Genomic DNA, 22,822 nt, shown 5'->3' on the forward strand with positions numbered 1-22,822 from the left:
GCTGCCGAGCATTTTTGCCCTTGATATTCAAATGCTCCTCTTATAAGACCTGTTGCCAAAGCCTTTGGATCCGCAGACTTATGAGCCAAAACGAAATCCTTTCCACCCGTTTCACCTACGATCCTTGGAAATGTCTTATAAGCACCTATATTTTCACCAATCGTCTTCCATATCGTCTGAAATACCTTCGTGCTTCCAGTGAAGTGAATGCCTGCGAAATCGGGATGTTTAAAAACAACATTCCCTGCAACGGGACCGTCAGCTAAAATCATATTAATTACTCCGTCTGGCAGGCCAGCTTCCTTGAACACTTTCATGATCACATTGGCGGAATAAACCTGTGTGAAAGCAGGTTTCCAGAGCACCACATTACCCATCAATGCAGGAGCAGCTGGTAAATTTCCGGCAATAGCCGTAAAGTTGAAAGGCGTTATAGCAAATACAAATCCTTCCAATGGACGATATTCCATCCTGTTCCAAACGCCGTCAGAAGAGATAGGCTGCTGGCTGTAAATGTCTCTCATGAAATTGACATTAAGCCTCAGAAAGTCAATGATTTCACAAGCCGAATCAATTTCTGCCTGATAAGCATTTTTAGACTGTCCCAGCATGGTTGCTGCGTTGATTTCTGCACGGTAAGGCCCAGCTATCAAGTCTGCCGCTTTTAAAAAAATTGCTGCACGTTGTTCCCAGTGCAAAATTGCCCAGCTCTTTCTAGCCTCCAACGCAGCATCCACGGCTGTCTGTACATCATCTGCACTCCCTTCATGAAAGTAACCCAGCAAATGCTGGTGATCATGTGGCGGCGATATCGGACGTTTATTTTGGGAATAGATTTCCTGACTGCCTATATATTGCGGAATTTCAATTGTCTTTGATCTTGCTTCTTCCAGCGCTTTTTTAAGCAAATCCCTTTCGGGGCTGCCTGGTGCATAATTTTTTACAGGCTCATTCCGCACAGCGGGAACATTAAAAATACCTTGCGACATATTTATAGTTTGTTAATTATTAATGATCAATTACAAAACACAGCCTTTATCAGACAAATTCACAGCTGATCTTTACTAATGCAAAATTTGTGGCCGTGCTGCCTGCTTTTTATTTAAATTTGAATTCTCAAGTTTGCACAATAGTTACTGAAATGATATTCTATAGTACAAAAACGGCCAGTATCAAGGCCTCAGCAGAAGAAGCTATTTTCAACAGCTTGCCTGCCGATAATGGGCTTTATATGCCTGAAAATATTCCGACTCTTTCCCCGGATTTTATTGCAAATATTGAAAATAGGACTTTCAACGAAATTGCGATCGAGATAACGCATACGCTATTCGGAGGCGAAATTACGAGAAGCGAAATTGAAATTATCATTAACAAGGCTTATGATTTTGATGCGCCGATCCGGCAAATTAACGAGCAAGACTATGTTTTAGAGCTTTTCCATGGCCCTTCAATGGCCTTTAAAGACTTTGGCGCGCGATTTATGGCCGCAATTATGTCGCACTATTTGCTGCGTTCAAAAAAAGAAATTAACATATTGGTTGCCACGTCCGGGGACACGGGCGGCGCAGTGGCGCAGGGATTTTTCCAAATTCCTGGCATTTCCATCACGATACTTTATCCAAGTGGCAAGGTGAGTGACATTCAGGAAAAGCAGCTGACTACGCTTGGACATAATGTCACGGCTGTTGAGGTGGACGGCACATTTGATGATTGTCAAAAATTGGTCAAAGAAGCATTTCTGGATGCCGAGCTGAATGCCAGGTTCAATCTCGCCTCTGCCAATTCTATTAATATTGCACGGCTCATTCCACAGTCATTTTATTATTTCTCTGCCTATGCCCAATTAAAGAAGTTGGGTAAGCCTATTGTTTTTGCGGTTCCAAGCGGAAACTTTGGAAATCTTAGTGCAGGGCTCCTGGCTTATAAAATGGGCTTGCCTGTTGCACATTTTGTGGCAGCCACCAATTTAAACAATGCCGTGCCAAGATATCTGGAAAGCGGGAACTACGAACCCCGCACTTCCATTGAAACGGTGTCCAATGCTATGGATGTCGGTAACCCTAGCAACTTTGTGAGACTTCAAAGATTTTTCGAGGATGACTGGAAATTAGTAGCGGAAAAAATCTCCGGATATTATTTTGACGACGAACAGACAAAAAGTGCGATGCGAGAAGTTTCGGAACAGGCCGGATACGTAATGTGCCCGCATACAGCCGTCGCCTACAAAGGTCTTGAAGCATATAGAAAAAAAGACACATCGGATTTTACCGGCGTCTTCCTTTCCACGGCTCATCCGGCGAAATTTATTGATCTTGTTGAAGAAACTTTGGAAAAAGAAATAGAAATACCGGAAAGGCTCAAATCCTTGCTTTCTATTGAAAAAGTGTCTACTAAAATGGATGCATCGTTTCGGGATCTTAAATTGCTATTAATGAACACATTAAAATAGAATTTGACCGATAAGCACCGCGTGAGATTTTGTTATAGCATTACAATCGCATCTGAGTCCACAAATATTGAAACCAAAAGAGGCAGAAATCTTCACGATTCCTGCCTCTTTCTTTTTTCCAAACAAGAAATGCTAGTTGATGACGTCTCCGCGCAAAAGTCGAAAACGTTTTCTTGACTCGGCGACAAAAATGCTTCCCGGATATTTTTCCATCAACTCCTGATAGAGCTTCATCGCAAGATCCTTATCCTTCAATTTTTCCTGGTAAAGTTTTGCTGATGCAAACAAGGCGTCATCCCCGTAAATGTCGTGGCCATATTTCGTAGTCAATACTTTCAGATACTCCATCGCCTGCTGGTTACTATCGAGCTTAATGTAAGTCTTTGCAGTCAGCCAGAGAATCTCGTCGGCCAGACTGTGATTTTGATATTTGTTAAAAAGTCCTTTTAATGTATCGATCGCTTCAAACTTTTTATTTTGGAAGAGCATCAGCTCCACAGAGGAATATTGCTTCATTGCGGCTTCCGTACTATCGAGTCCGGTGTTGTCCATAATGAGCAGCGAAAGCTCGTTCGCATCATTAGCAATCTCCCGCGAAGTTGCTTTTTTCAAAATATCCAGCACCGCTTTTGCCAACTCAAACTCTCCTTTGAAATAATGCAGCTTAGCATTTCTAAGTTTTGCTTCGTAACCCAACAGGTCATCCTTCTGTGATTTTTCAACCTGAGAATAAACCAGTGTAGCTTCCCAAGGCTCTCCCTGCAACAGGTAAATGTCGCCCAGATCGAGCTTACATTTGTCTACAAAATTTTTCTCCTGCTTGCCAGCTTCAATTGCAGTATTCAATATTTCAATGGCCTTTTTAAAATCATCCATATAGAATGCATTCAAAATCGCCATATTCCTTAATGCCTCCACGGTCCGCACGTTGACGCCGAGCTCATCCACGAGTTGCTGATATTGGCCAAGAAGCTTCTGCACTTCGCTTCGCCTGATCGGAAAGGTGTTTTTAACTTGTTCTTCTCGTGCAAAAATCGCCATTCTCCTCGCAACCGGATAAAGCTGACCTTTGGGATATTCCTTCACCAAATGATCGAAGATCGTGCCGGCGTTACTATAATCCAGATTTTGAAGTGCAAGCATGCCAAGATTGTACAGTCTCGAACCGTTGTGTTTAAAACGCTTGTCAAGCGATCGTTCCTGGATAAATGCTTTATAAAAATCCTTCTTTTGAATCTGGTACCAGATCAGTAATTCATTATAAAAGCCTTCGGAAGGAAACTTCTGGATTTTGTCGTAAAGCACTTTTTCCAATAAAGCCTGTTCCTTTTCATCCTTTGTGAAGTCCTGCAGCATGTTCTGAACCACCTCTATATTCTGATAGCGCATGCCGTAGGAAAGCAACTCATCGATCATTTGCTCAGGCGCATTCAAATCACGGTAAACGCTCGCCAGTTCGAGCTGGAAAATGTCTGTCCGCTTGGCAGCTTCCCGCGCCTCTATCAATATTTGCTTTGCCCATTCCGGTTTATTAAGCGCTCTGAACTCATCCGCTAAATCACGTTTAAGCTCAATGCGCGCTCCCGATGCAGCAATGCTCTGCTCTATCTTTTTGGTCGCCTCCTGCGCCTTTCCCTGGCCTTCCAGGAGCACGCCCCAGTATAAGTTGTACCAGCTTGCGTTCGGCGCATCGTTCTTGATCTGCTTTTTGAAAAACTGCTCACCATCGCCCCACGCCTTGCTTTTAATGATACAGCTTGTGTAGTTCTTCAGGGCATTCTTTTCAAATGAAGTTTTCAAAAAGCTTGTGTAGTAAGTCAGGGCCTTCGGGCAGTCATTGTTCTTGAAATACTCCTCCGCCATTTCCTTCTCAGTCTGCCCCATCGCCGCCGCCCCGGAAAGAAGCATGTATATCAACACCCAACTCGAAACCTTTTTCATAATAGATAAAAAAAATTTTCTTTAGTTATTATCACTTACTATGTCTGTGGATAAGGGGATAATTAGTTTATCCACTGTAGATTAACATAGTTATCCACACATTGTGAATAACTATGTGAGTTTATCCACTTAAGCTTTTAGATTTATCAACGTTTAACTTGCTGAAATACAAGTTAGCGATTTATCTGTTCACACTCCAGTGTTGGTAACGTTGCTTTCTATTCGCTTTGTCTTATCCACATTTACTAAAGTGCATCAACGTAGTGTTAACTCAGGTTTAGATTGTATTTACCAACAAAAGTGAGCCACTTGATTTTTTATCCACAGATATTGGCACTTGTCCACACATTTGTTAACATTTTCGCCCGGCTTACCAACAAAATATTCGACTTATTAACATAGTTATCCACAGTAAGTGTATAAGAAATCTGAAATTTTTTACTTTGGGAGCGTGATATTGATGTCGTTTAACTCAAAATTGGCCTTCAAAAGAATTTTATCAGGCATGTATAGGATCATTTCGGGCTGTTTATCTTTATCCATCTCTCCCGCATCCCAACGTCGGTTGCGGTTCGCGTCGAGCGTAACGCGGAGATAGTATTTGCCCTGGGGAATGTGAATGAATGTATATGGGCTCGTGTATTGAGTTTCCATCAGCCTATATTGCTCGTCGACCAGCTCAATAATATAGCGCATGGAAGTGTCAGCATTGACAATTGCGCCTTTAATCTGCCCATAATCTTCGTCTTTCAATACGGGATGTCTGATGAGTGTTTTTGGCAATGTATCGCCTTCTACACTAAGCATGCTGCCTTTTGGAAAATCCCATTTAATGGTGTCTTTCGCAAATGATTTCGCCTCGATCGTCAATTCCGTATGCGTAGGATTCCAGCGATATTTGAACGCGCTGAGCGGCTCGTGCGTAAGGCTGTCCGTAATTAATGTAATGTTTTTGTCGTCCAGGAACCGGACCGGTTTGTTTAGGTTCAGTGTGTAGGTAAATGTATTGGTGAGCGCCTTATTTCCCTCCGGCTTGGTGGTCATATTGAAAGGATCTCGTTGCCGCTCCTTCCCTCTTTGGACTTGAAATGCTATTTTTTGTTCAAAATCCGTAATGGTCCCAAGTGAATCGGTAACAGTAAGCTTCACCAGAGTCGAATCCGGATGCGGTTGAACGTTGAAGAATTTCAAAGCAGCCCCGTTCTCGAGCATATAAGGAAGGGTATCATTGTTCATGAACTTCACGTCAACCTTTTCAATGGATTTGCTGAACACCACTGCATAGTTATTGACCCTCGGAATTGTTCGCTGGATTTTGAGTGCTGTATTATCCGAAAAAAACATGTTAAGGCTGTACGAGGCCGAGTCCGAACCAGCCGAAATGGGTTTCCCCAAAAAGCCCATCCGCTCGTCTTTTGCATTATAAAGCATATTCCGATTCTTGTCGTCTATCGCGATGAGCTTATAGTTTCTTGTCTGAATGTTTTCAATGGAGAATACGCCGCTACTGTCCGTTCTTGAAAAGTAGTAAGGTTTCTGCTTAGCGATATTCAGTGTGTCGCTTACATTATATAGCCCTACCAATGCATCGAAAATTGGCTTGTTGGTCCGAATGTCTTTCAGGCTCCCGTACACACGTCCGGAGTCGAGCGTAGTGCCCGTGCTAAACACAAGTTTGAGGTTTTTAGCGGGATTTTTTTCTGCAAAATCTCGGATTGCATCCCCAAAACTCAGGGTGTAAGTGGTGCTGTCTTTGAATTGATTTTTAAAATTAAGGGAAACAGACATTCCGTTTTGTTTGTATGAATACGGATTATCCGTCTCTGGGGTAATGATCAGTTTCTGGTTAATATTATCTACGACAACATATTCATCGAAGAACATTTCAATTTTCTTGCCCTTAAAATTGAGCGTTTTATTGAGCGGATTACTTTCCAGAAGATTGGGTGGAATAGAATCTTTCTTGCCTCCCGTAGGAGAAACTTGTTGTGCACAGCGACCGAAAATGAGAAGGCAAATTATAGCAATGGCAATGGTTCTGATCATTGATTTATAAAGTTAAAGGCCCGCAATACAGATAACGCGTATTGAGGGCCCAGTCAGATTGTTGTCAGGATTTCTGATTATTTTTTTGAAACAATGTATATAAGACTCGATGTATTAAGGTGCTCCTTATCACTCGATCTGCCTTTTAAATTTGACAAAAGCCCGGTTTTTACGCTATCCAGATAATTAATGCTTCCCCCGCTGTATTTGGTGCTGAGCATCCCCACATAGAAAGAATCAAACCACATCGGAAGAATGTTCTGCACCTCCAAATTATGCTTTTTCAGCAGTGTTTTCATTGTTCCTTTGGTGAAGTGATAGAGATGCCTTGGGACATCGTAAGCGGCCCAGAAACGGCCATATTTAGTGGCATCAAAAGACTGTGGATTCGGAACGGCGATCAGAATTTTACCATTTGGATTAAGATGCTGGTAAAGCCACTCAATCGTTTCATTCAATAAATGGACATGTTCGAGCACATGCCACATGGTTATTATGTCAAATGTTTGATCAGTCAATTCAACCGCGTTAATCGATTCATGAATCGCAGCGCCTGCCCTCTTTTGCGCTATTACTCTTGCTCCCGGATCCGGTTCTGTTCCTGAAATTTTCCAGCCGTCTTTCTCCGTTGCAGTAAGGAAAACACCGGTTCCGCACCCTACATCCAGCATGCTTCCTTTTGAAGGTGACAAGCTATTGATCAAGTTCACTTTCTGCTTGATCGTATGATTTCTGACGGCTGTGTAAGCTTTGGAAATCAAATTTGACTTCTCTTCATCGTGATGCGAAATGTAATCTTCCGACTGGTAGTAGGCTCCAATATCGGCTTCGGAAGGACGCGGATTGGTAAAAAGGAAATAACAATTGTTGCATTGCTGAATGGTAAATTCCTTATGAGAAACGGTGTAATCTTCAACATTCAAATAGTTATTGAAGCTGGACTTATCGCAAATCGGGCAATTCTGAAGATTTTCTAACGGCATTATCGTCCTATAAAAAGCATTAATACTGAAATGTCGGAAGGGCTCACGCCGCTGATTCTGGAAGCTTGCCCGATTGTTTGCGGACGTGTTCTTTTAAGTTTCTCACGGCCTTCAAATGACAACGATGTAACAACATCATAATTGAAGTTCTCAATAATGTTGAGGTTTTCCAGCTTGTTCATCTTCTCCACCAAAAGCATTTCCTTCTCGATATAGCTGTCGTATTTGAGATTAATTTCTGCCTGATGAATTGAATCTGTTCCGTATTTTTCAAGCAAATCAGCAACGATCGGGCTTGCCTCGGTCAGTTGGTCAATAGAGATTTGTGGTCTTTTTAGAAGTTGCGCCAAGGCAATTTTCTCACGCAATGCTGCGGTGCCGATTGCCTCGAGTGTCGGGTTGATCTCTTCGGGCGTCAATTTCGTTCCTGAGAATGCAGCAATGATCTGAGCGACTTCAGCTTTCTTTTTGTTTACATTATCCAGCCTCTCCTGGCTTGCTAAGCCGAGATCATATCCTTTTTCGGTAAGGCGAATGTCTGCATTATCTTGTCTCAGCAGCGTGCGATATTCTGCGCGGGAGGTGAACATTCTATATGGTTCTTCTGTGCCTTTATTAATCAAGTCGTCGATCAAAACGCCGATGTAGGCCTCCGATCTTTTCAGCACGAATGGATCCAACTCATACACATTTTGGTGCGCATTAATGCCGGCCATTAGCCCCTGACAAGCTGCTTCTTCGTAGCCCGTGGTCCCATTGATCTGCCCGGCGAAAAAGAGGTTTTTAATCAAATGCGTTTCGAGCGTCGACTTTAATTGCGTTGGCGGGAAGTAATCGTATTCGATCGCGTAACCCGGACGGAACATTTTTGCGTTCTCAAATCCAGGAATTTTCCGGAGCGCTGCGTATTGCACGTCTTCGGGTAACGAAGTTGAGAATCCATTTACATAAACTTCAACTGTATCCCACCCTTCCGGCTCTACAAAAATCTGGTGACGATCTTTATCAGCAAAGCGGTTAATTTTATCCTCAACCGATGGACAATAACGAGGTCCAATTCCTTTAATGCGTCCCGAGAACATCGGTGACTTTTCAAAACCCGTTCTCAGGATTTCGTGCACCTCAGAATTCGTATAAGTAATCCAGCAGCTACGTTGCTTAGCAAGAGGCTTTGTATCCGTGTAAGAAAATTTGGATGGATTTTCATCTCCGGGCTGCTCTTCCATTTTGGAGTAATCCAGCGAGCGACCATCCACACGCGGCGGCGTTCCGGTTTTCATTCTGCCGGCTTCGAAACCCAATGTTAACAGTTGCTCGGTGATTCCGGTTGCTGCTTTTTCACCCGTCCTTCCGCCTCCAAAATTTTTCTCGCCAATATGGATTAGGCCATTCAAGAATGTTCCATTCGTAAGAACTACGGACTTGGATTTGATCTCAATTCCCAGGCTCGTTTTAACTCCACAAGCCTTTCCATCCTCGATCAAAATCTCCTTCGCAGTATCTTGCCAGAAATCAACATTCGGATTATTTTCCAAAACATTCCGCCATTCGGTGGCAAACATTGCCCGGTCGCTCTGGCATCTTGGGCTCCACATCGCAGGGCCTTTTGACAGATTGAGCATCCGGAACTGGATCATTGTTTTGTCGCTGATGATCCCCGACTGTCCGCCGAGTGCATCGATCTCACGAACAATCTGCCCCTTCGCCACACCGCCCATTGCGGGGTTGCAAGACATCTGGGCAATGGTGTGCATATTCATTGTAATCAGCAGAACGGAGGAGCCCATCGTTGCCGCAGCCGCAGCTGCTTCACAACCCGCATGGCCTGCTCCTACCACGATTACATCATATTCTTGAAACATATTTCTATTACTTATTAAACCACTTTAATTAAAGTGTTCCACGTGGAAATTTAACTAGAACAGCGAAAGATACTGATCCTCTTTGGCTCGCATTGCAGCTTTTAGCTTTTCATCCGTATCATCATAACCCATCAAATGCAGCAAACCGTGTATTAAGACGCGCCGCATTTCGGTTTCAAAATCAGCTTCAAAAGTTGCCGCATTCTCCTTCACCCTATCAACGCTGATATAAATGTCTCCTTCGATCACATTGTCTTCCTCACTATTGTCAAACGTAATGATGTCCGTAAAATAGTCGTGATCAAGATATTGTTTATTGATTTCCAGAAGATATTCGTCGTCACAAAAAATATAATTCAAATCAGCGATCTCATAACCTTCTGACAACGAGGTATTTTTGATCCATTTCTTTGTCTTAACAGGGCGTAATAAGTCGAAATCGACGTTTTCGGTGAAGAAATTAAGCATACTGGGTGATAAAATATTACAAACATACTAAACTATCCCGTTAAGATCAGTTTAGCCGGCGACAGCTCGCTTAACAACTTGCTTAAAAAGTGTTAAAACGCAGTCACCAGAATGTTTACAACAAAGGGAGGCTATAATCAGTTCTTAGCCTGATACTTGCGGAAGTAGGTGTCCACCTCTCTTTTGTAGAACGGAGAGAATGTTGGCGGAATAGTCCGTAGCAGTTCTGTCTGCTTTTCTTTATCGCGGATGTATTTTTCAAATGCCGCAGGTGGTTGTCTTGGCAATTGTTTTGCACTTTGGGCTTTGCGTTGCTCGTCTTCGTCTTGCTCCTTCATCGCTTTTTCGGATTCCAGCAGTCGTGTTGTGATTTCCTGGTTGCGTTTGATAAGCTCGGGTGTGATGCGTTTGTTTACAAGATCCGTTTCGGTCTCGTCCATTTTCTCAGCAATTTCCTGCAACTCTTTACCCATCTGTTTTCCAACTTCTGTTCCTTTCTGCGATTCCATCAGGTCCTGGATCATCTTCCGGATCATCGCCTGTTCAGCCGCCATTCTGGCCAGCTTCTCGGAATTATTTCCTTGCCCCTCTTTGCCTTCCCCAAGCTTTTTCATTTCACCATTGAGCTTCTCCTGCATTTCGCCCATCCCCTTCTGTTCGCCTTTTTGCTTTCCTTTCTTGCCCTTACCACTTCCCGGCATGGCCATCGCCATTTGCTGTTGCATCTGGTTGAAAACGTCGCTTAACATTAATGCCAGGTTATTCATCGAAGTCATCGCAAATTGTTGCTTCGAAGTCGCCTGATTAATTTGTCGATCCTTAATGCTCTTCACACTCTCGTCCATGTAGGACTTCATATCATTAAGCTCACGCGTGATAAACGACTGGATTTGAATAACGCGGTTCGCAAGCGCGTAAAGACTGTCCTCAACGATTTTTGCATCGTCTTTCAATTTCAGTTGCTGCTGACCAAGTTTGATAAATCTTGGATCTTGCAGACTGACGCCTCTAAAATCTTTCATCAATGTTTCCTGATCAAATGAAAGTGTGATCAAGTTTTCAAGAATATCCCGTAAAGCGTCCAGGTTTTCTTGCATTTGCTCCATCTCCGCAGCCTCCATCGCTTCCTGCATAGACTTCGACATTTTCTTCATGGATTGTGCCGCCTTTTTCTGCGATTCAGAAGCTTTTTTATTCTGTTGCTTGTCTAGTTGCTCCCTACTTTCTTCCATCTGCTCAGAAGCGTTTTTTTGCTCTTCTTTTTGTGTATCCAAAGGCTGTTCAAGCTCTTCGCTCATTTTTTCGACCTCCTTGGAATCTTCCTGGGCTTTTTTAAACTCGTCCTGGATTTTTTCCTGCTCTTTTTTCAAATCCTCGTTTTTGCCTTTTTTGTCGTCGGAATTTTTATTCTTGTCATTTTCCTGACTTTTATCTGCAAGCTGATCTTCCTTATCTGCTAACTCGTCCAGCTTTTCGGTCAGATTTTCCATTTTCTGTTCAAGTTGCATTTGCTTGAAAAGCTTCATGGTGCGTTCCAGCTCTTTTTCAAGGTTATTTTCCTTGTTTTTGAGCTTTTCCATCATGCTCGACATGCGGTCGCTTTGCTTTTGTTCAAGGAGTTTTTTCAATTCCTGATAAAGCTTTTCGGTATCCTTGTCCATGAGCTCATTCATGAGCTTTTGAAGCTGATCTAATTTGCTTTGCAGCTCCGGGCTCTGCTGATTGAACTGTTTTGATTTTTCGTTTGCATTCTGATTTTTTTCCTGCAACGCCTGCAATTCTTTCATCAGCTCATCGCGCTTTTTCAGCACCTCTTCAATCTGTTTTTGCTCCTTAAAATCGAGTTCTTTATTGCTCTTTAATTTATTGTCAAGATTCGTCAGATCCTTTTGCAGGCTCTGAGCCTTCTTCATGGCCGACTGCATTTGGTCCTCCGTTTCCTTTTCCGACTTCTTAATCTCCGCCTCTAACTGATCTTTGGAAGGAACAGTAAACTGAATCGACCGAGATTTGGCACTTTTTGGCCCATTCACGCCATCATTATCCCAAACCTGGGCATAGTATTCGATCTTGTCGCCCGGAGCCAGTTTAAGGCTGTCTACATACCATTGGAAATAAAAACTCTGTGTGTTAACCGTTTTGTTAAATGGCACTGGGATTCCTTTGGCTGGTGAAGGTTCTTTTTGATCCGCCCGCTTCACAGAATAAAACATTTTCAACTGGGAGAAACCATAATCATCACTAATCGAGCCGCCGAGCACGAGATAATTGTAAAGTGTCGTATCCTGGAAATTTTCGAGACTCATGACGGGAAACTTGTCGGGAACCACATTGATGAAATAACCAATTTTATCTGAATTCGTAGTCTCATCATTTTGCAAATTCACCTGATATTGCGATGAGCGCTTTACTGTTTTTTTGATTTCAAAATGCTCCCCATCGCTGCCTTTTGCACGGTATAATGCCGAATCATCATCAAACTTAATCGCCAGCGCTTTCGTGGAAGAAGTGTTAAAATTCCATTCGACGGTTGTTCCTTCGGGCACAGAAAGGTTTCCAACATTATTAAGCCCTTCCGCGGGTTTGTTGAGATACGCTGGATAATGCAGGTTTACGTCAAAAGAAAGCAGCGAAGGCCGTTCTGCGACATTGATCCTGTATTCCTCCGAAGTGAATCCAGCTGCGTCAAACGAGAATGCAACATCTCTTTGCAGGTTTTTGAATGTATAGGAATATGTCTGATTGCCATCATTGTTCAACTTAAATCTTGAACCGTTCTGAACCAGATAGGCCGCAGTAGGCAATGCTTCGCCTTTTAGTTTGAGTTTTAATGTAAAATCCTCATTTCTAAATGCTTTCAGAGATTTGTTTTCAAGGATAAATGAAAACGGCGCGTAAGTGTAATTCTTCTGGAAATGAATGATCCTGTCTGAGCTGGACGAGAAAAATGATGGATTGAAAAGCAAGATTGCCGCAATAGCTGCGAGCGGATAAATAGCATACTTAATGCGCTTTTTATTCTCATTAAAACGAATGGCATCAGAAAATTTGACAATGAGCAGCTGGCCTGATTTCTGGCGAATGCTGGCTTCGATCAGGTCGGATTGCGTGCCGGTTAATCCCCTTAACTGCAATGTATTAACGAGCTTATCCCCTATTTCCGGAAAATATTCGCCGATTTGCAATGCGGCCTGCTCATCCGAAATAGGCTTTCTAAGGCCGGAAAGGTGGATTAGCGGCTGGACAACCCACTGAAAAAATGAAAAAACGAGCACAGCCAAAAATCCGAAGAACAATGTTCCCCGGACACCAGAACTGAAACGCCCGAAATATTCGATTGTATTGAAAAACAAAAACACGCTCAACAGCAGCGCCGCAGAAAGGATAATGCCTTTGAGGAGCTGATTCTGATAGTATTTTTGACGGTATTCCTGAATGCGGAGCAACAGGCCTTCCATTGCCGGCGTAAAAGCAGCCATATATGAATGTCGTTAAATCTCTGATGGATTTTTATAACGTATCCGGCTGGCAAAAATTACGATCCGCCTCACCACGCATAAAACAAACTAAGATAGCGATTTATATGGAATTCCATCGTTAAAAATGGATTTTTCCGGCCCGGAAAAGTTTATTTTAGAGGAAACTTAAAGCGTAAGCAAAACACCTACGGAAGCGTAATTGATCCAGTTGAAATTGTAAACTTCGTCACTATCCGCACCACCTTCCACAACCCGGTAACCAGCCTTAATGCCAAACTTAGGATTAACCTGATAAGCCGCTCCTACAAAAATATCCTCCGCACGTCCTTGCTTTGCAGCCAATGCATCGCCTTCCAAAATCACAGACCAGCGATAAGAGGGCTTGTAAGAAGCGTAAAAGTTGACTAGCGGAACGAAGCCAACATTATCAAAATGCGTGTCATTGGATTCGTTTTTGAAGCGCACATCTGCATCCCGGATCTTGGCAGTAAGACCTAAACCAACGCGCCAGCGCGTTTTGGCGACAAAATCGTAGCGATAAGTCAGTCGGTAGGAATTGAATTTATAAAAAACTTCCAAGGGTTGTCCGGCAGCATAACTAATGCCATTGAAATTGACGTTTTTATCGAATGTTCCGTGATATTTTACAGAAAGTGGGGCATATAATGCACTGATATTATGCCGTTTAGCAATGGTGTAAGTGCCTCTGATTCTATAAAAAATCTTTGGATCAATGCTTAGATCGTTCGCCAGATTCACTTGCGTGCCGCCCACATTTGGAATGCGGACCTTGTTATAATTTGTCCCAAACACCACCCCGCTTTCCAGATCGAGCCGGAACTGCGCGTAAAGCGGTGATGAACAAAGCATTAAAATGAAGAAAATAATTTTTCGAGATCCCATATCCGCACCTATCTAAAAAAACAAACAACCCGATGATGAGTTGTTTGTACAAAAGTGATGCCTGAAGCGAATTGTTTCCTGAGTATTTGAATGTGTTATGCTTCGATCGTTTCAGGATAATCTTTTACATTTCTAACAAAAGACTTAATGTCCTGTTCAAGATCATTGCTTTCCTGCAAAACGCGGATGAATGCGCTGCCGATAATGGCGCCGGCTGCATAATCAGAAGCTTTTTTAAATGTTGCATGGTCTTTAATCCCAAAACCAATCAGTCGCGGATTGCGCAGCTGCATGGCATTCAATCGGTTAAAATAAGCTTCCATATCATCGCTTACACCTGTATTAGAGCCTGTTACGCTTGCAGAAGAAACCGTGTAAATAAAACCTTCACTTATTTCGTCAATCTGGCGAATGCGTTTTTCAGAAGTTTGAGGCGTTACCAGGAAAATATTCAGAATGCCGTAAGCGTCGAAAATGGCTTTGTATTCATTCAAATATACATCCATTGGCATATCCGGTAGGATCAGCCCGTCAACGCCAACCTCAGCGCATTTTTTACAAAAAGCTTCAATGCCAAATTGCAAAACCGGATTGACATAACCCATTAGCAGCACAGGAACAGAAATGGTCTCACGCATATCCGCCAGTTGCTCGAAAAGGATCTTCACAGACATGCCATTTTCCAGCGCCCGGTCATTGCTTTTCTGAATGGTTTCGCCGTCGGCAACAGGGTCCGAGTAAGGCATGCCAATCTCAACCAGGTCAGCGCCGCCGTCCTGCAAAGCCTGTAAAACGCGCATGGTGTCATTCAATTCCGGAAAGCCTGCTGTGAAATACACATTCAGCAATCCGGCTTCATGATGCGCATTTACGCCGCTAAAAAGATTTGTAATGCGGTTCATTCTTGTGTCCAGTAATCAATAACCAAAACTTTGTCCAAATGCGGTCCTAACACTTTTCCGAACGCTTTGTGATCAGGATGCGGAAGATAAACTTCGCGGCCCGCTTCATCATCAAATGTTACAAAGAATGCGTGCGTAAAACCTTGTGAAAGTCCTTCCGGGCTGTTGTTTGTTCCCCATTCAAGGCCCTTAATCTCCTTTATTTTGGATGGCAATGCTTTAAAAGCCTCTTCCACTTCCTTAATCTGCGCCGGCGTTGCCGAATCTTTGAATTTAAATAAAACGACGTGACGAAGCATTTTTTTGGTAACAGGATTTTCAGGTGAAGCAGATGCCACAGCGCCAAAAAGGAGCATTCCGGCCATTAATAGTAATTTGAAATTCATAATTGGAAAAAAAGATAAGGTTGAATGATGGTTACTATGCGGAACAGTTCAGGCACTCGCCTTCGTCGCTGAATTTTAGGCGGTCAAATTCGCCGAGTTTTTCTTTGAGTTCAAGGATTTCGTCTTCCAGGTCGCATCTTTCAAAAAGCGAAAGCTCGCCCGAGTTTACTTTTCCTTCCAGCTCTTGTAGTTTGAGCCTTACGTCAAAAACCTCAGGTAAGGTCAGTGTTGCCATTGTAATGTGTTTATGAGTAAATTAAACGATGTATTTCATGTAAGTAGCCATGTCCTTATCACCACGGCCAGAGAGGTTTACGATCACATTTTCCCTTTCCGTCGCACCCAATTGACCTAAAATAGCCAATGCATGCGCTGATTCCAATGCCGGGATAATGCCTTCATATCGAGTCAGTTCAAATGCGGCCTGCACAGATTCTTCATCCGTTGCCGACATAAAAATTCCTCTTCCGCTGTCGTACAAATATGCGTGCTGAGGACCAATTCCAGGATAATCCAAACCGGCTGAAATAGAGAATGGCTCCACAACCTGGCCGTCTTCAGTTTGCATCAAAATCGTGCGGCTTCCGTGCAAAACGCCTGGTTTTCCCAAAGCTGTTGTCGCAGCAGAATGTCCCGAATTAATGCCTTTTCCGGCAGCTTCCACAGCCACGAGCTTCACATCTTCATCATCCAGAAAATGATAAAATGCACCCGCCGCATTGCTTCCTCCACCCACGCAAGCGACCACATAATCAGGTGTTTCCTTGCCGGTTTGCTCTTTCAGCTGCCATCTCATTTCTTCCGAAATAATAGACTGAAACCGCGCCACCATATCAGGATAAGGATGCGGGCCCACCACAGAACCAATGATATAATGCGTGTCCACAGGGTTATTGATCCAATGGCGCATGGCCTCATTCGTAGCGTCTTTCAATGTGCGTGATCCGCAAGTCGCTGGCCTCACTTCCGCGCCGAGCATTTTCATACGCGCCACATTAGGAGCCTGACGCTCAATGTCCAGCTCGCCCATGTAAACAATGCATTCAATGTTCATGAGCGCGCAAACAGTGGCCGTTGCCACGCCATGTTGTCCTGCACCCGTTTCAGCCACCACCCGCTGCTTACCAAGTCTTTTAGCCATCAGGATTTGCCCAATGGTGTTGTTCACCTTGTGCGCGCCTGTGTGGCAAAGATCTTCGCGTTTGAGGAAGATGTTGGTTTTGTATTTTTCCGAAAGCCTGTTTGCCCGGTAAAGCGGCGTGGGACGTCCTACGTAATTGCGCAGGAGATCATTGTATTCTTTTTGAAAAGAAGGCTCTGCAATGATGCTGAGATAATTTTCGCGCAGTTCTTCGACATTCGGATACAGCATTTCGGGAATAAATGCGCCTCCAAAATTGCCGTAATAACCGCGGCTGTCAACCTGATATGACTTCTTTTCTAATGTTTCCATATTTCACTGCGCTTCCGCCTCTTCTTTCTCTTTTACACGAACTAAACTGAACAATTCTTCAAGCTTGGCAATGTCTTTCACGCCCGGCTCCGTTTCAAACTGACTATTAACATCAATTCCATAGATAGGAAGTGTTTTGGACAAAGCGATAATGTCGTCCACATTGTCGACGCTGATGCCTCCGCTGAGCAGAAACGGCTTTTCATTATCATATTTTTTCAAAAGGTTCCAGTCAAACGGCACGCCGTTTCCGCCTGGATTATCGCCTTTTGTATCAAACAAAAACAAATCACAAAACGACTTATAGTTGTTTAGCATTGCGAAATTGAATGATGCGTCGATGCTGAATGCTTTGATCACATTAACCCCTTTCTGGCGGATGCTGCGGCAAGTGTCCGGCATTTCGTTACCGTGAAGCTGCGCATATTGCAAGTCGTATTTTTTGACCGTAGCAAGAATATGGCTAGGGCTTGCATTCACAAACACACCAACTTTTTTAATGTTTTTAGGGATACTTTTTACAAATTCTTCATCCAAATCTTCGCCAACATAACGGGGTGATTTTTCGTAGAAAATAAACCCGGTGAAGTTAGGCTGTAAGGCCACCACTTTTTCAATGTTGTCTTGCTGGCGCAGTCCGCAAACTTTTATTTTCATAGAACCAAAGGATTTAAATTGCTTTGTTGAGTTAAGTCAATTTGTAAATCCGCCAGTGCGGTTCCGGGATTTACAGTCTTCATAAATGTTTCACCTATTAAAAACCCTTTATATCCGTAACCATACAATCGGTGAATGGTCTCGGCATCTTTCAGGCCGCTTTCTGATATTTTAACAAAAGAATCGGGAATCTGTTCACTCAGTGCAATTGAAGTTTCAATGGAGGTTTCAAACGTTTTAAGATTGCGATTGTTAACCCCCACTATATCAATGTCTTCACCAATGGTTGCGGCAAGCTCTTCGGCATTATGCACTTCCAACAAAACTTCCAATCCCAACTCATGCGCTTTTTGGCTCAATGAAATCACTTCGGCTGGCGTAAGGCACGCAGCAATGAGCAAAATCACGTCCGCCCCTATCGCTTTTGCCTCATAAAGCTGATATTCATCGATGATAAAATCCTTGCGCAGCATCGGGATCATTGGATTGGCATTTCGCGCTTTCAGGAAGTCCGAGAATGAGCCGCCGAAGAAATCAATGTCAGTCAAAACCGACAAGGCAATCGCGCCAGCATTTGCATAATCAAAAGTCACAACCTCCGGCGAAACGTTGGCATTAATGATGCCTTTTGACGGCGATTTGCGCTTGAATTCCGAAATGATTTTAGGAGATGAAGCATTTCTCAAAGCCGCCGACAAGGAAACTGTCTTACGCGCAAACAATTCTTCTTTTTCCAACTCGGAAACCGACTTGTTTTGCTTGGCTTCAATGACTTCCTCCCGCTTTCTTGCGACAATTTTATCTAATATGTTCATCTGTGATCAGTCTTCTATCAATTTTTTAAAGCTGGCCAAAGCCTTTTTACTTTCCAACGATTCCCGTGCCGTTTCCACTGCATCCAAAAGCGATAATGCAGGATTTGCGCAATGCAATGCCAATGCAGCATTCGCCAGCACAGCCTCTTTTTGGGAGAATGTTGCTGTATCGTTCAATACATTCATGAAAATTTGGGCAGATTCTTCGACCGTTTCTCCTCCCGACAGGTCTTGCGCGCGCAAAGTTTGTAACCCTAAATGCGAGGGAGTCAGAACTTGCTCCGTTTGAGCGGTGATGATTTTAAAAGCACCTGTTAATGACACTTCGTCGTAGCCGTCTAATGCGTGAAGAACCAGAAATTGCTTGTCAGTCTGTTGGTAAAGATAAGCAAAAAGACGCGCTAATTCAAGACTGAAAACGCCTACAAGCTGTTTTCTGGGCGAAACCGGATTCACCATTGGACCCAGCATGTTGAAGAAAGTTTTCACGCCCAGCTCCCGGCGGATCGGCGCCACATTCTTCATCGAAGGATGGAAAAGCGGCGCATGCAGGAAGCACACATTCGCCTCATTGATCTTGCGCTCCAGATAATCTTTCTCATTAGTAAATTTCGCGCCGAGAAATTCCAGAACCGTCGACGAACCGCACATAGACGAAACGCCATGATTCCCATGCTTGGCCACATGCTGCCCCGCGCCCGCAACCACAAAACACGATAGTGTGGAAATGTTAAATGTGTCCTTTCCATCCCCGCCCGTTCCGCAGACATCAATGGGATCGTAAGCTGATAAGTCAACGGCTAAACACAACTCTAACATTGCATCCCGGAAGCCTTCCAATTCCTCAACCGTAATGCTGCGCATGGCATAAATGGTTAAGAATGAGGCGATTTCTGAATTCGAATATTTGCCTGTGCTAATGCCGATCAGGACGTCTTTGGCTAACTCTTTACTTAAAACCTTATATTCAAAAAGATGGCTAAGAATTTGTTTCATGTTCATGCTACGCGTACTAAAAGAAAGTTTTTACTATTGAGGAGGAAGAAATCTTAAATTGCCAACCAGTTTTCCAGCATTTCTTTTCCATGCTCCGTCAGCACAGATTCCGGGTGAAATTGAAGGCCTTTTACATCATATTTTTTGTGAGAAAGCCCCATAACCCGGCCTTTTTCATCTAACGCTGTTATTGTCAGATCTTCCGTAAATGTTTCCGGAATAACAGTCCAGGAATGATAACGTCCAACTTTGATTTCAGTCGGTAACCCTTTGAAAATGCGCTCCGACTGGTCCGTGACAATCGCGGTGTCACTAATTCCGTGCAGCACATCGGTCATGTTTTCGAGCGTTGCGCCATAAACCTCGCCGATGCCCTGATGCCCGAGACAAATCCCTAAAATGCTCTTGCTAGGGCCGTATTCGCGGATCAGCTCGTGCATAATGCCTGCTTCCGACGGAATGCCCGGGCCGGGAGAAAGGAGGATTTTATCGTATTTCCCAACCTCTTCCAGCGCAATTTTATCATTGCGGACAATGTCCACCTGATCATTCAACTCGCGGAGAATGTAGACAAGGTTGTAAGTGAAAGAATCGTAATTATCGAGCACTAAGATTTTCATTATTTCCAGTTTTTGAGGGTTATCTTATACGGTAATTTTGTAATCCAACATGAGTTCATCAGCGGCTTTGCCACGAATGCCCCAATTGTGAGTAGGCGTTTCCGTAAGCGTTATCTCAACATCATTAGGCGCAATGCCTAATTCCAGTTCAAAGCGACTGAAAACGAGTTGATACAATGCTTTCTTGGCTTCAATTGAACGTCCTTCGAAAAGCGAAATTTCAATGATCGTGTATTGGGCTGTTCTTCCCTCAGGATAGTAAAAATCACCTTCATCCAGATAGAAAAACCGGTGCGCCCTTTTGTTTTCAGGATACTTAAATGCTTCAACAATACAAGCATGCAAAACGTCCGAAAGTTTCTGCCGGATTGGGAAAAGAGCCGTTCTGTTGCCGTAGATTTTAATTTGCGACATGGTTGTTAGATTTCTTCCGCAAAGTCGATCGCCTTTCTCAAAGCGGCCAGTTTGCTGTTAATCTCCTGCAATTCACTTTCCACATTTGATTTGGCCACAACGCCCATTCCGGCCCTGAAAAACAATGTGTTATTCTTGCTCAGGAATGTTCTGATGGCAATGGCATGGTTGAAATCTCCATTGAAATCCATGAAACCAATCGCGCCGCCGTAAATGCTTCTGTTGCTCGTTTCCATCTGGTCAATGAGCTTCATCGCATTGTGTTTGGGCGCGCCTGAAAGCGTTCCCGCCGGGAATGTGTCCGCCACCAGTTGCAGTGGATTTACGCCTTCATTCATTTTCCCAACGACTTTGGAAACCAAGTGAATCACGTGCGAGTAATATTGGACTTCCTTATAATTCGTCACTTTCACCGCGTCACAACTTCTGCTCAAATCGTTTCTTGCCAAATCAACAAGCATAACGTGCTCCGCAGTTTCCTTCGGATCATTTAACAACGCCTGCGCAGCCTCTGCATCCGCCTGATCATCGCCCGTTCTGCGGAATGTGCCTGCTATGGGGTGAATTTCTGCTTGTCCGTTTTTGATAAAAATCTGTTTCTCAGGCGAAGATCCAAAGATCTTATAACTGCCATAATCAAAATAGAACAAATACGGCGAAGGATTAATGGAGCGCAAAGCGCGGTAAACATTAAATTCATCACCCTGGAAATTGCGGCTGAACCGGCGCGAAGGAACAATCTGGAACACATCACCGCGGAGGCAATGGTCAATGCCTTTCTGAATCACCGCCCGCATTTCATCGTCCGTCACATTGGACGTTTCATCGGAGGCGATTTGAAAATCATATTTAGGAAAATTGCGGTTTTTGATCAAAATCTCAATCTGCTCAATGCCACTCTCGTGCTCGCCATCTCCATATTGATGCTCAAAAATGTAAAGCTCATTTTTAAAGTGATTAATGGCGATCACATATCGGTAAACCTGATAAAAAATCTGGTCAATATCCGTTTCCGGGCTTGCAGGCTGAATGGTAATGTCTTCAAAATAACTTACGGCATCGTAAGTCATGTGACCAAAAAGCCCATTGGAAATGAAAGGAAAACTGCTCTTTTCCGATTGGAAGCTTTGTGCAAAAGCATATAATGTCTGCACCGCGTCTTTCGGCTTTTCCAGGGTCAAATTAACCTGCTGTCCATCAGGAAATTGCTGCGTGACGACATTCTGATTGAGTTTAAAAGATGCAACCGGATCGCAGCAGATATAAGTGAATGAATTCTCATTGCCATGATAATCAGAGCTTTCCAGCAAAATGGTGTTGATAAATCTATCTCGTAATTTGAGATAAATGGAAACCGGCGTTAATGTGTCGGCCAGAAGCTTCTTGTGGCGGGTTGATATCTGAAAGGTAGGATTTGACATTTCTATAATCGTAAAATTTTATAATTATGGCACAAAAAAACGGCTCGCTGTCAGATGAACAGCGAGCCGTATGTAAAGTATATTTTTGATTATACCAAAGCAATGACTACTCGTCCATCTTGTTAAGACGTGCACGCCACCACCAAATAGTATTCAAAGTTTTCATATCTCGTTTTGTAATGTCCTGCGACATTGTCGGTGACAAATATAAAATAAAATAAATGTGATTTTATTTATTTGAAAAAAAAATATTGCAATGTACCAGCGACTTACTTCTCTCTGATCCGTTTCACGATCCTGACTGCCGTCATCATTAATACCGCAAAAATAACAAGCCCCAATACGCCCCAAAGCCAGTCAACCGTGTTTTTTAAAACGACCAGGAAAACAATCGAAAACAGAAATATGGTTGCAATCTCATTAAACAGTCGCAATTGAAAGGACGAAAACCGGAATATTCCGCGACGCAGCTCCAACAGAATTTTCCGCGTAAAAGAATGGTAAGCCAAAAGCCCGACTACAAAAAGCAGCTTCAAACGCATCCAATCCTGATCAAGCCAGGCCGGTGTGATATACAGCATAATGGAGCCGAAAATGATCGTAAGCCAGCAAGCCGGCGTCATAATGGCGTTCCAAAGCAGTTTTTCCATTTTGGTAAACTGTGCAAACAGGATCTGGCGTTCTGCTTCGGATTTGTCTCTTGCCTCGGTATGATACACAAAAAGCCTCGGCATGTAAAATAGCCCGGCAAACCAGCTGACGACAAAAATGATATGAAGTGCCTTGAAATGAAGATAAGTCATGGTTGCGTTGTAGTCACGGGATGTCAGGGTGCAAACGAATGCGATCTTTTCCGAATCAAATTTCGTAAATAATGTGCGAATCCGCCGGATAAACTTTCTTGGAATGCGATTCGTTATTAGAAAGCAATAACACGATTCAATTAAGATGAAAACCACCATCCCCATTTTCACGTTCCTATTCCTGTGTTGCATGGTTGTGATATCATGCGCGCAGTCGGACAAAA

Annotated in this window: 20 protein-coding genes (1 of these 20 only partly in view); 1 reads left to right on the forward strand and 19 read right to left on the reverse strand. The window is 43.4% G+C overall.

Annotation, left to right across the window (positions count from 1 at the left end; genetic code table 11):
• Nucleotides 1-989, reverse strand: the 5' portion of a protein-coding gene (gene pruA, locus MUK70_RS23565) for an L-glutamate gamma-semialdehyde dehydrogenase (RefSeq protein WP_234658765.1). It extends 643 nt beyond the left edge of the window; only the first 989 of its 1,632 coding nucleotides appear in the window; it begins with the start codon at nt 987-989; its stop codon lies off the left edge, out of view.
• 152 nt (nt 990-1,141) lie between these two features.
• On the opposite strand from pruA, the gene thrC reads away from it, so the two are divergent.
• Nucleotides 1,142-2,449, forward strand: a complete 1,308-nt coding sequence (gene thrC / locus MUK70_RS23570) for a threonine synthase (RefSeq protein WP_234658764.1) — start codon at nt 1,142-1,144, stop codon at nt 2,447-2,449.
• A gap of 132 nt (nt 2,450-2,581) precedes the next feature.
• Here the strand turns inward: thrC and MUK70_RS23575 are convergent, their stop codons facing one another.
• The 18 genes from MUK70_RS23575 to MUK70_RS23660 all read right to left on the reverse strand — a co-directional run bounded on the left by MUK70_RS23575 (nt 2,582) and on the right by MUK70_RS23660 (nt 22,598).
• Nucleotides 2,582-4,390 (reverse strand): tetratricopeptide repeat protein, encoded by a 1,809-nt coding sequence (locus tag MUK70_RS23575; protein WP_234658763.1) that lies wholly within the window; start codon nt 4,388-4,390, stop codon nt 2,582-2,584.
• Between the two features lie 438 nt (nt 4,391-4,828).
• Nucleotides 4,829-6,436: an Ig-like domain-containing domain gene (locus tag MUK70_RS23580; protein WP_234658762.1), complete on the reverse strand. Its 1,608-nt coding sequence runs from the start codon at nt 6,434-6,436 to the stop codon at nt 4,829-4,831.
• Between the two features lie 77 nt (nt 6,437-6,513).
• On the reverse strand, nt 6,514-7,419 hold the full coding sequence (locus tag MUK70_RS23585; RefSeq protein ID WP_234658761.1) for a class I SAM-dependent methyltransferase: 906 nt from the start codon (nt 7,417-7,419) through the stop codon (nt 6,514-6,516).
• Nucleotides 7,419-9,281, reverse strand: coding sequence for a tRNA uridine-5-carboxymethylaminomethyl(34) synthesis enzyme MnmG (gene mnmG, locus MUK70_RS23590; protein ID WP_234658760.1), 1,863 nt, complete (start codon nt 9,279-9,281; stop codon nt 7,419-7,421). Before mnmG ends, MUK70_RS23585 begins: the two co-directional genes overlap by 1 nt.
• 54 nt (nt 9,282-9,335) lie before the next feature.
• Nucleotides 9,336-9,749 carry an rRNA maturation RNase YbeY gene (ybeY, locus tag MUK70_RS23595; RefSeq protein ID WP_234658759.1) on the reverse strand — a complete coding sequence of 138 codons (414 nt, stop codon included), beginning with the start codon at nt 9,747-9,749 and terminating at the stop codon, nt 9,336-9,338.
• 137 nt (nt 9,750-9,886) lie between these two features.
• Complete coding sequence (locus MUK70_RS23600) at nt 9,887-13,207, reverse strand: DUF4175 family protein (protein ID WP_234658768.1); 3,321 nt, start codon at nt 13,205-13,207, stop codon at nt 9,887-9,889.
• Between the two features lie 186 nt (nt 13,208-13,393).
• Nucleotides 13,394-14,131, reverse strand: coding sequence for a porin family protein (locus MUK70_RS23605; protein WP_234658757.1), 738 nt, complete (start codon nt 14,129-14,131; stop codon nt 13,394-13,396).
• 95 nt (nt 14,132-14,226) lie between these two features.
• On the reverse strand, nt 14,227-15,033 hold the full coding sequence (gene trpA / locus MUK70_RS23610) for a tryptophan synthase subunit alpha (RefSeq protein WP_234658755.1): 807 nt from the start codon (nt 15,031-15,033) through the stop codon (nt 14,227-14,229).
• Nucleotides 15,030-15,389 carry a Dabb family protein gene (locus MUK70_RS23615; RefSeq protein WP_234608763.1) on the reverse strand — a complete coding sequence of 120 codons (360 nt, stop codon included), beginning with the start codon at nt 15,387-15,389 and terminating at the stop codon, nt 15,030-15,032. Before MUK70_RS23615 ends, trpA begins: the two co-directional genes overlap by 4 nt.
• A 64-nt stretch (nt 15,390-15,453) precedes the next feature.
• The gene (locus MUK70_RS23620) at nt 15,454-15,654 is read right to left on the reverse strand and encodes a hypothetical protein (protein ID WP_234658754.1); all 201 of its coding nucleotides are present in this window, start codon (nt 15,652-15,654) and stop codon (nt 15,454-15,456) included.
• Nucleotides 15,655-15,675: 21 nt separating this feature from the next.
• A complete protein-coding gene (gene trpB / locus MUK70_RS23625; protein ID WP_234658753.1) occupies nt 15,676-16,872 on the reverse strand; it encodes a tryptophan synthase subunit beta in 1,197 nt (398 codons plus the stop codon).
• Between the two features lie 3 nt (nt 16,873-16,875).
• Complete coding sequence (locus MUK70_RS23630; RefSeq protein WP_234658752.1) at nt 16,876-17,529, reverse strand: phosphoribosylanthranilate isomerase; 654 nt, start codon at nt 17,527-17,529, stop codon at nt 16,876-16,878.
• On the reverse strand, nt 17,526-18,344 hold the full coding sequence (trpC, locus tag MUK70_RS23635; RefSeq protein WP_234658751.1) for an indole-3-glycerol phosphate synthase TrpC: 819 nt from the start codon (nt 18,342-18,344) through the stop codon (nt 17,526-17,528). Before trpC ends, MUK70_RS23630 begins: the two co-directional genes overlap by 4 nt.
• Before the next feature lie 6 nt (nt 18,345-18,350).
• Nucleotides 18,351-19,340 (reverse strand): anthranilate phosphoribosyltransferase, encoded by a 990-nt coding sequence (trpD, locus tag MUK70_RS23640; RefSeq protein WP_234658750.1) that lies wholly within the window; start codon nt 19,338-19,340, stop codon nt 18,351-18,353.
• A 53-nt stretch (nt 19,341-19,393) separates the two neighbouring features.
• On the reverse strand, nt 19,394-19,960 hold the full coding sequence (locus MUK70_RS23645; RefSeq protein WP_234616433.1) for an anthranilate synthase component II: 567 nt from the start codon (nt 19,958-19,960) through the stop codon (nt 19,394-19,396).
• Between the two features lie 24 nt (nt 19,961-19,984).
• Entirely contained in the window at nt 19,985-20,374 is a 390-nt protein-coding gene (locus tag MUK70_RS23650; RefSeq protein WP_234658749.1) for a tautomerase family protein, read from the reverse strand.
• Nucleotides 20,375-20,379: 5 nt separating this feature from the next.
• Nucleotides 20,380-21,795: an anthranilate synthase component I family protein gene (locus MUK70_RS23655; protein WP_234658748.1), complete on the reverse strand. Its 1,416-nt coding sequence runs from the start codon at nt 21,793-21,795 to the stop codon at nt 20,380-20,382.
• A 269-nt stretch (nt 21,796-22,064) separates the two neighbouring features.
• On the reverse strand, nt 22,065-22,598 hold the full coding sequence (locus MUK70_RS23660) for a CopD family protein (RefSeq protein ID WP_234658767.1): 534 nt from the start codon (nt 22,596-22,598) through the stop codon (nt 22,065-22,067).
• Nucleotides 22,599-22,822: the final 224 nt, after the last annotated feature.

The sequence above is a fragment of the Dyadobacter chenwenxiniae genome (assembly GCF_022869785.1).
Classification (GTDB): domain Bacteria; phylum Bacteroidota; class Bacteroidia; order Cytophagales; family Spirosomataceae; genus Dyadobacter; species Dyadobacter chenwenxiniae.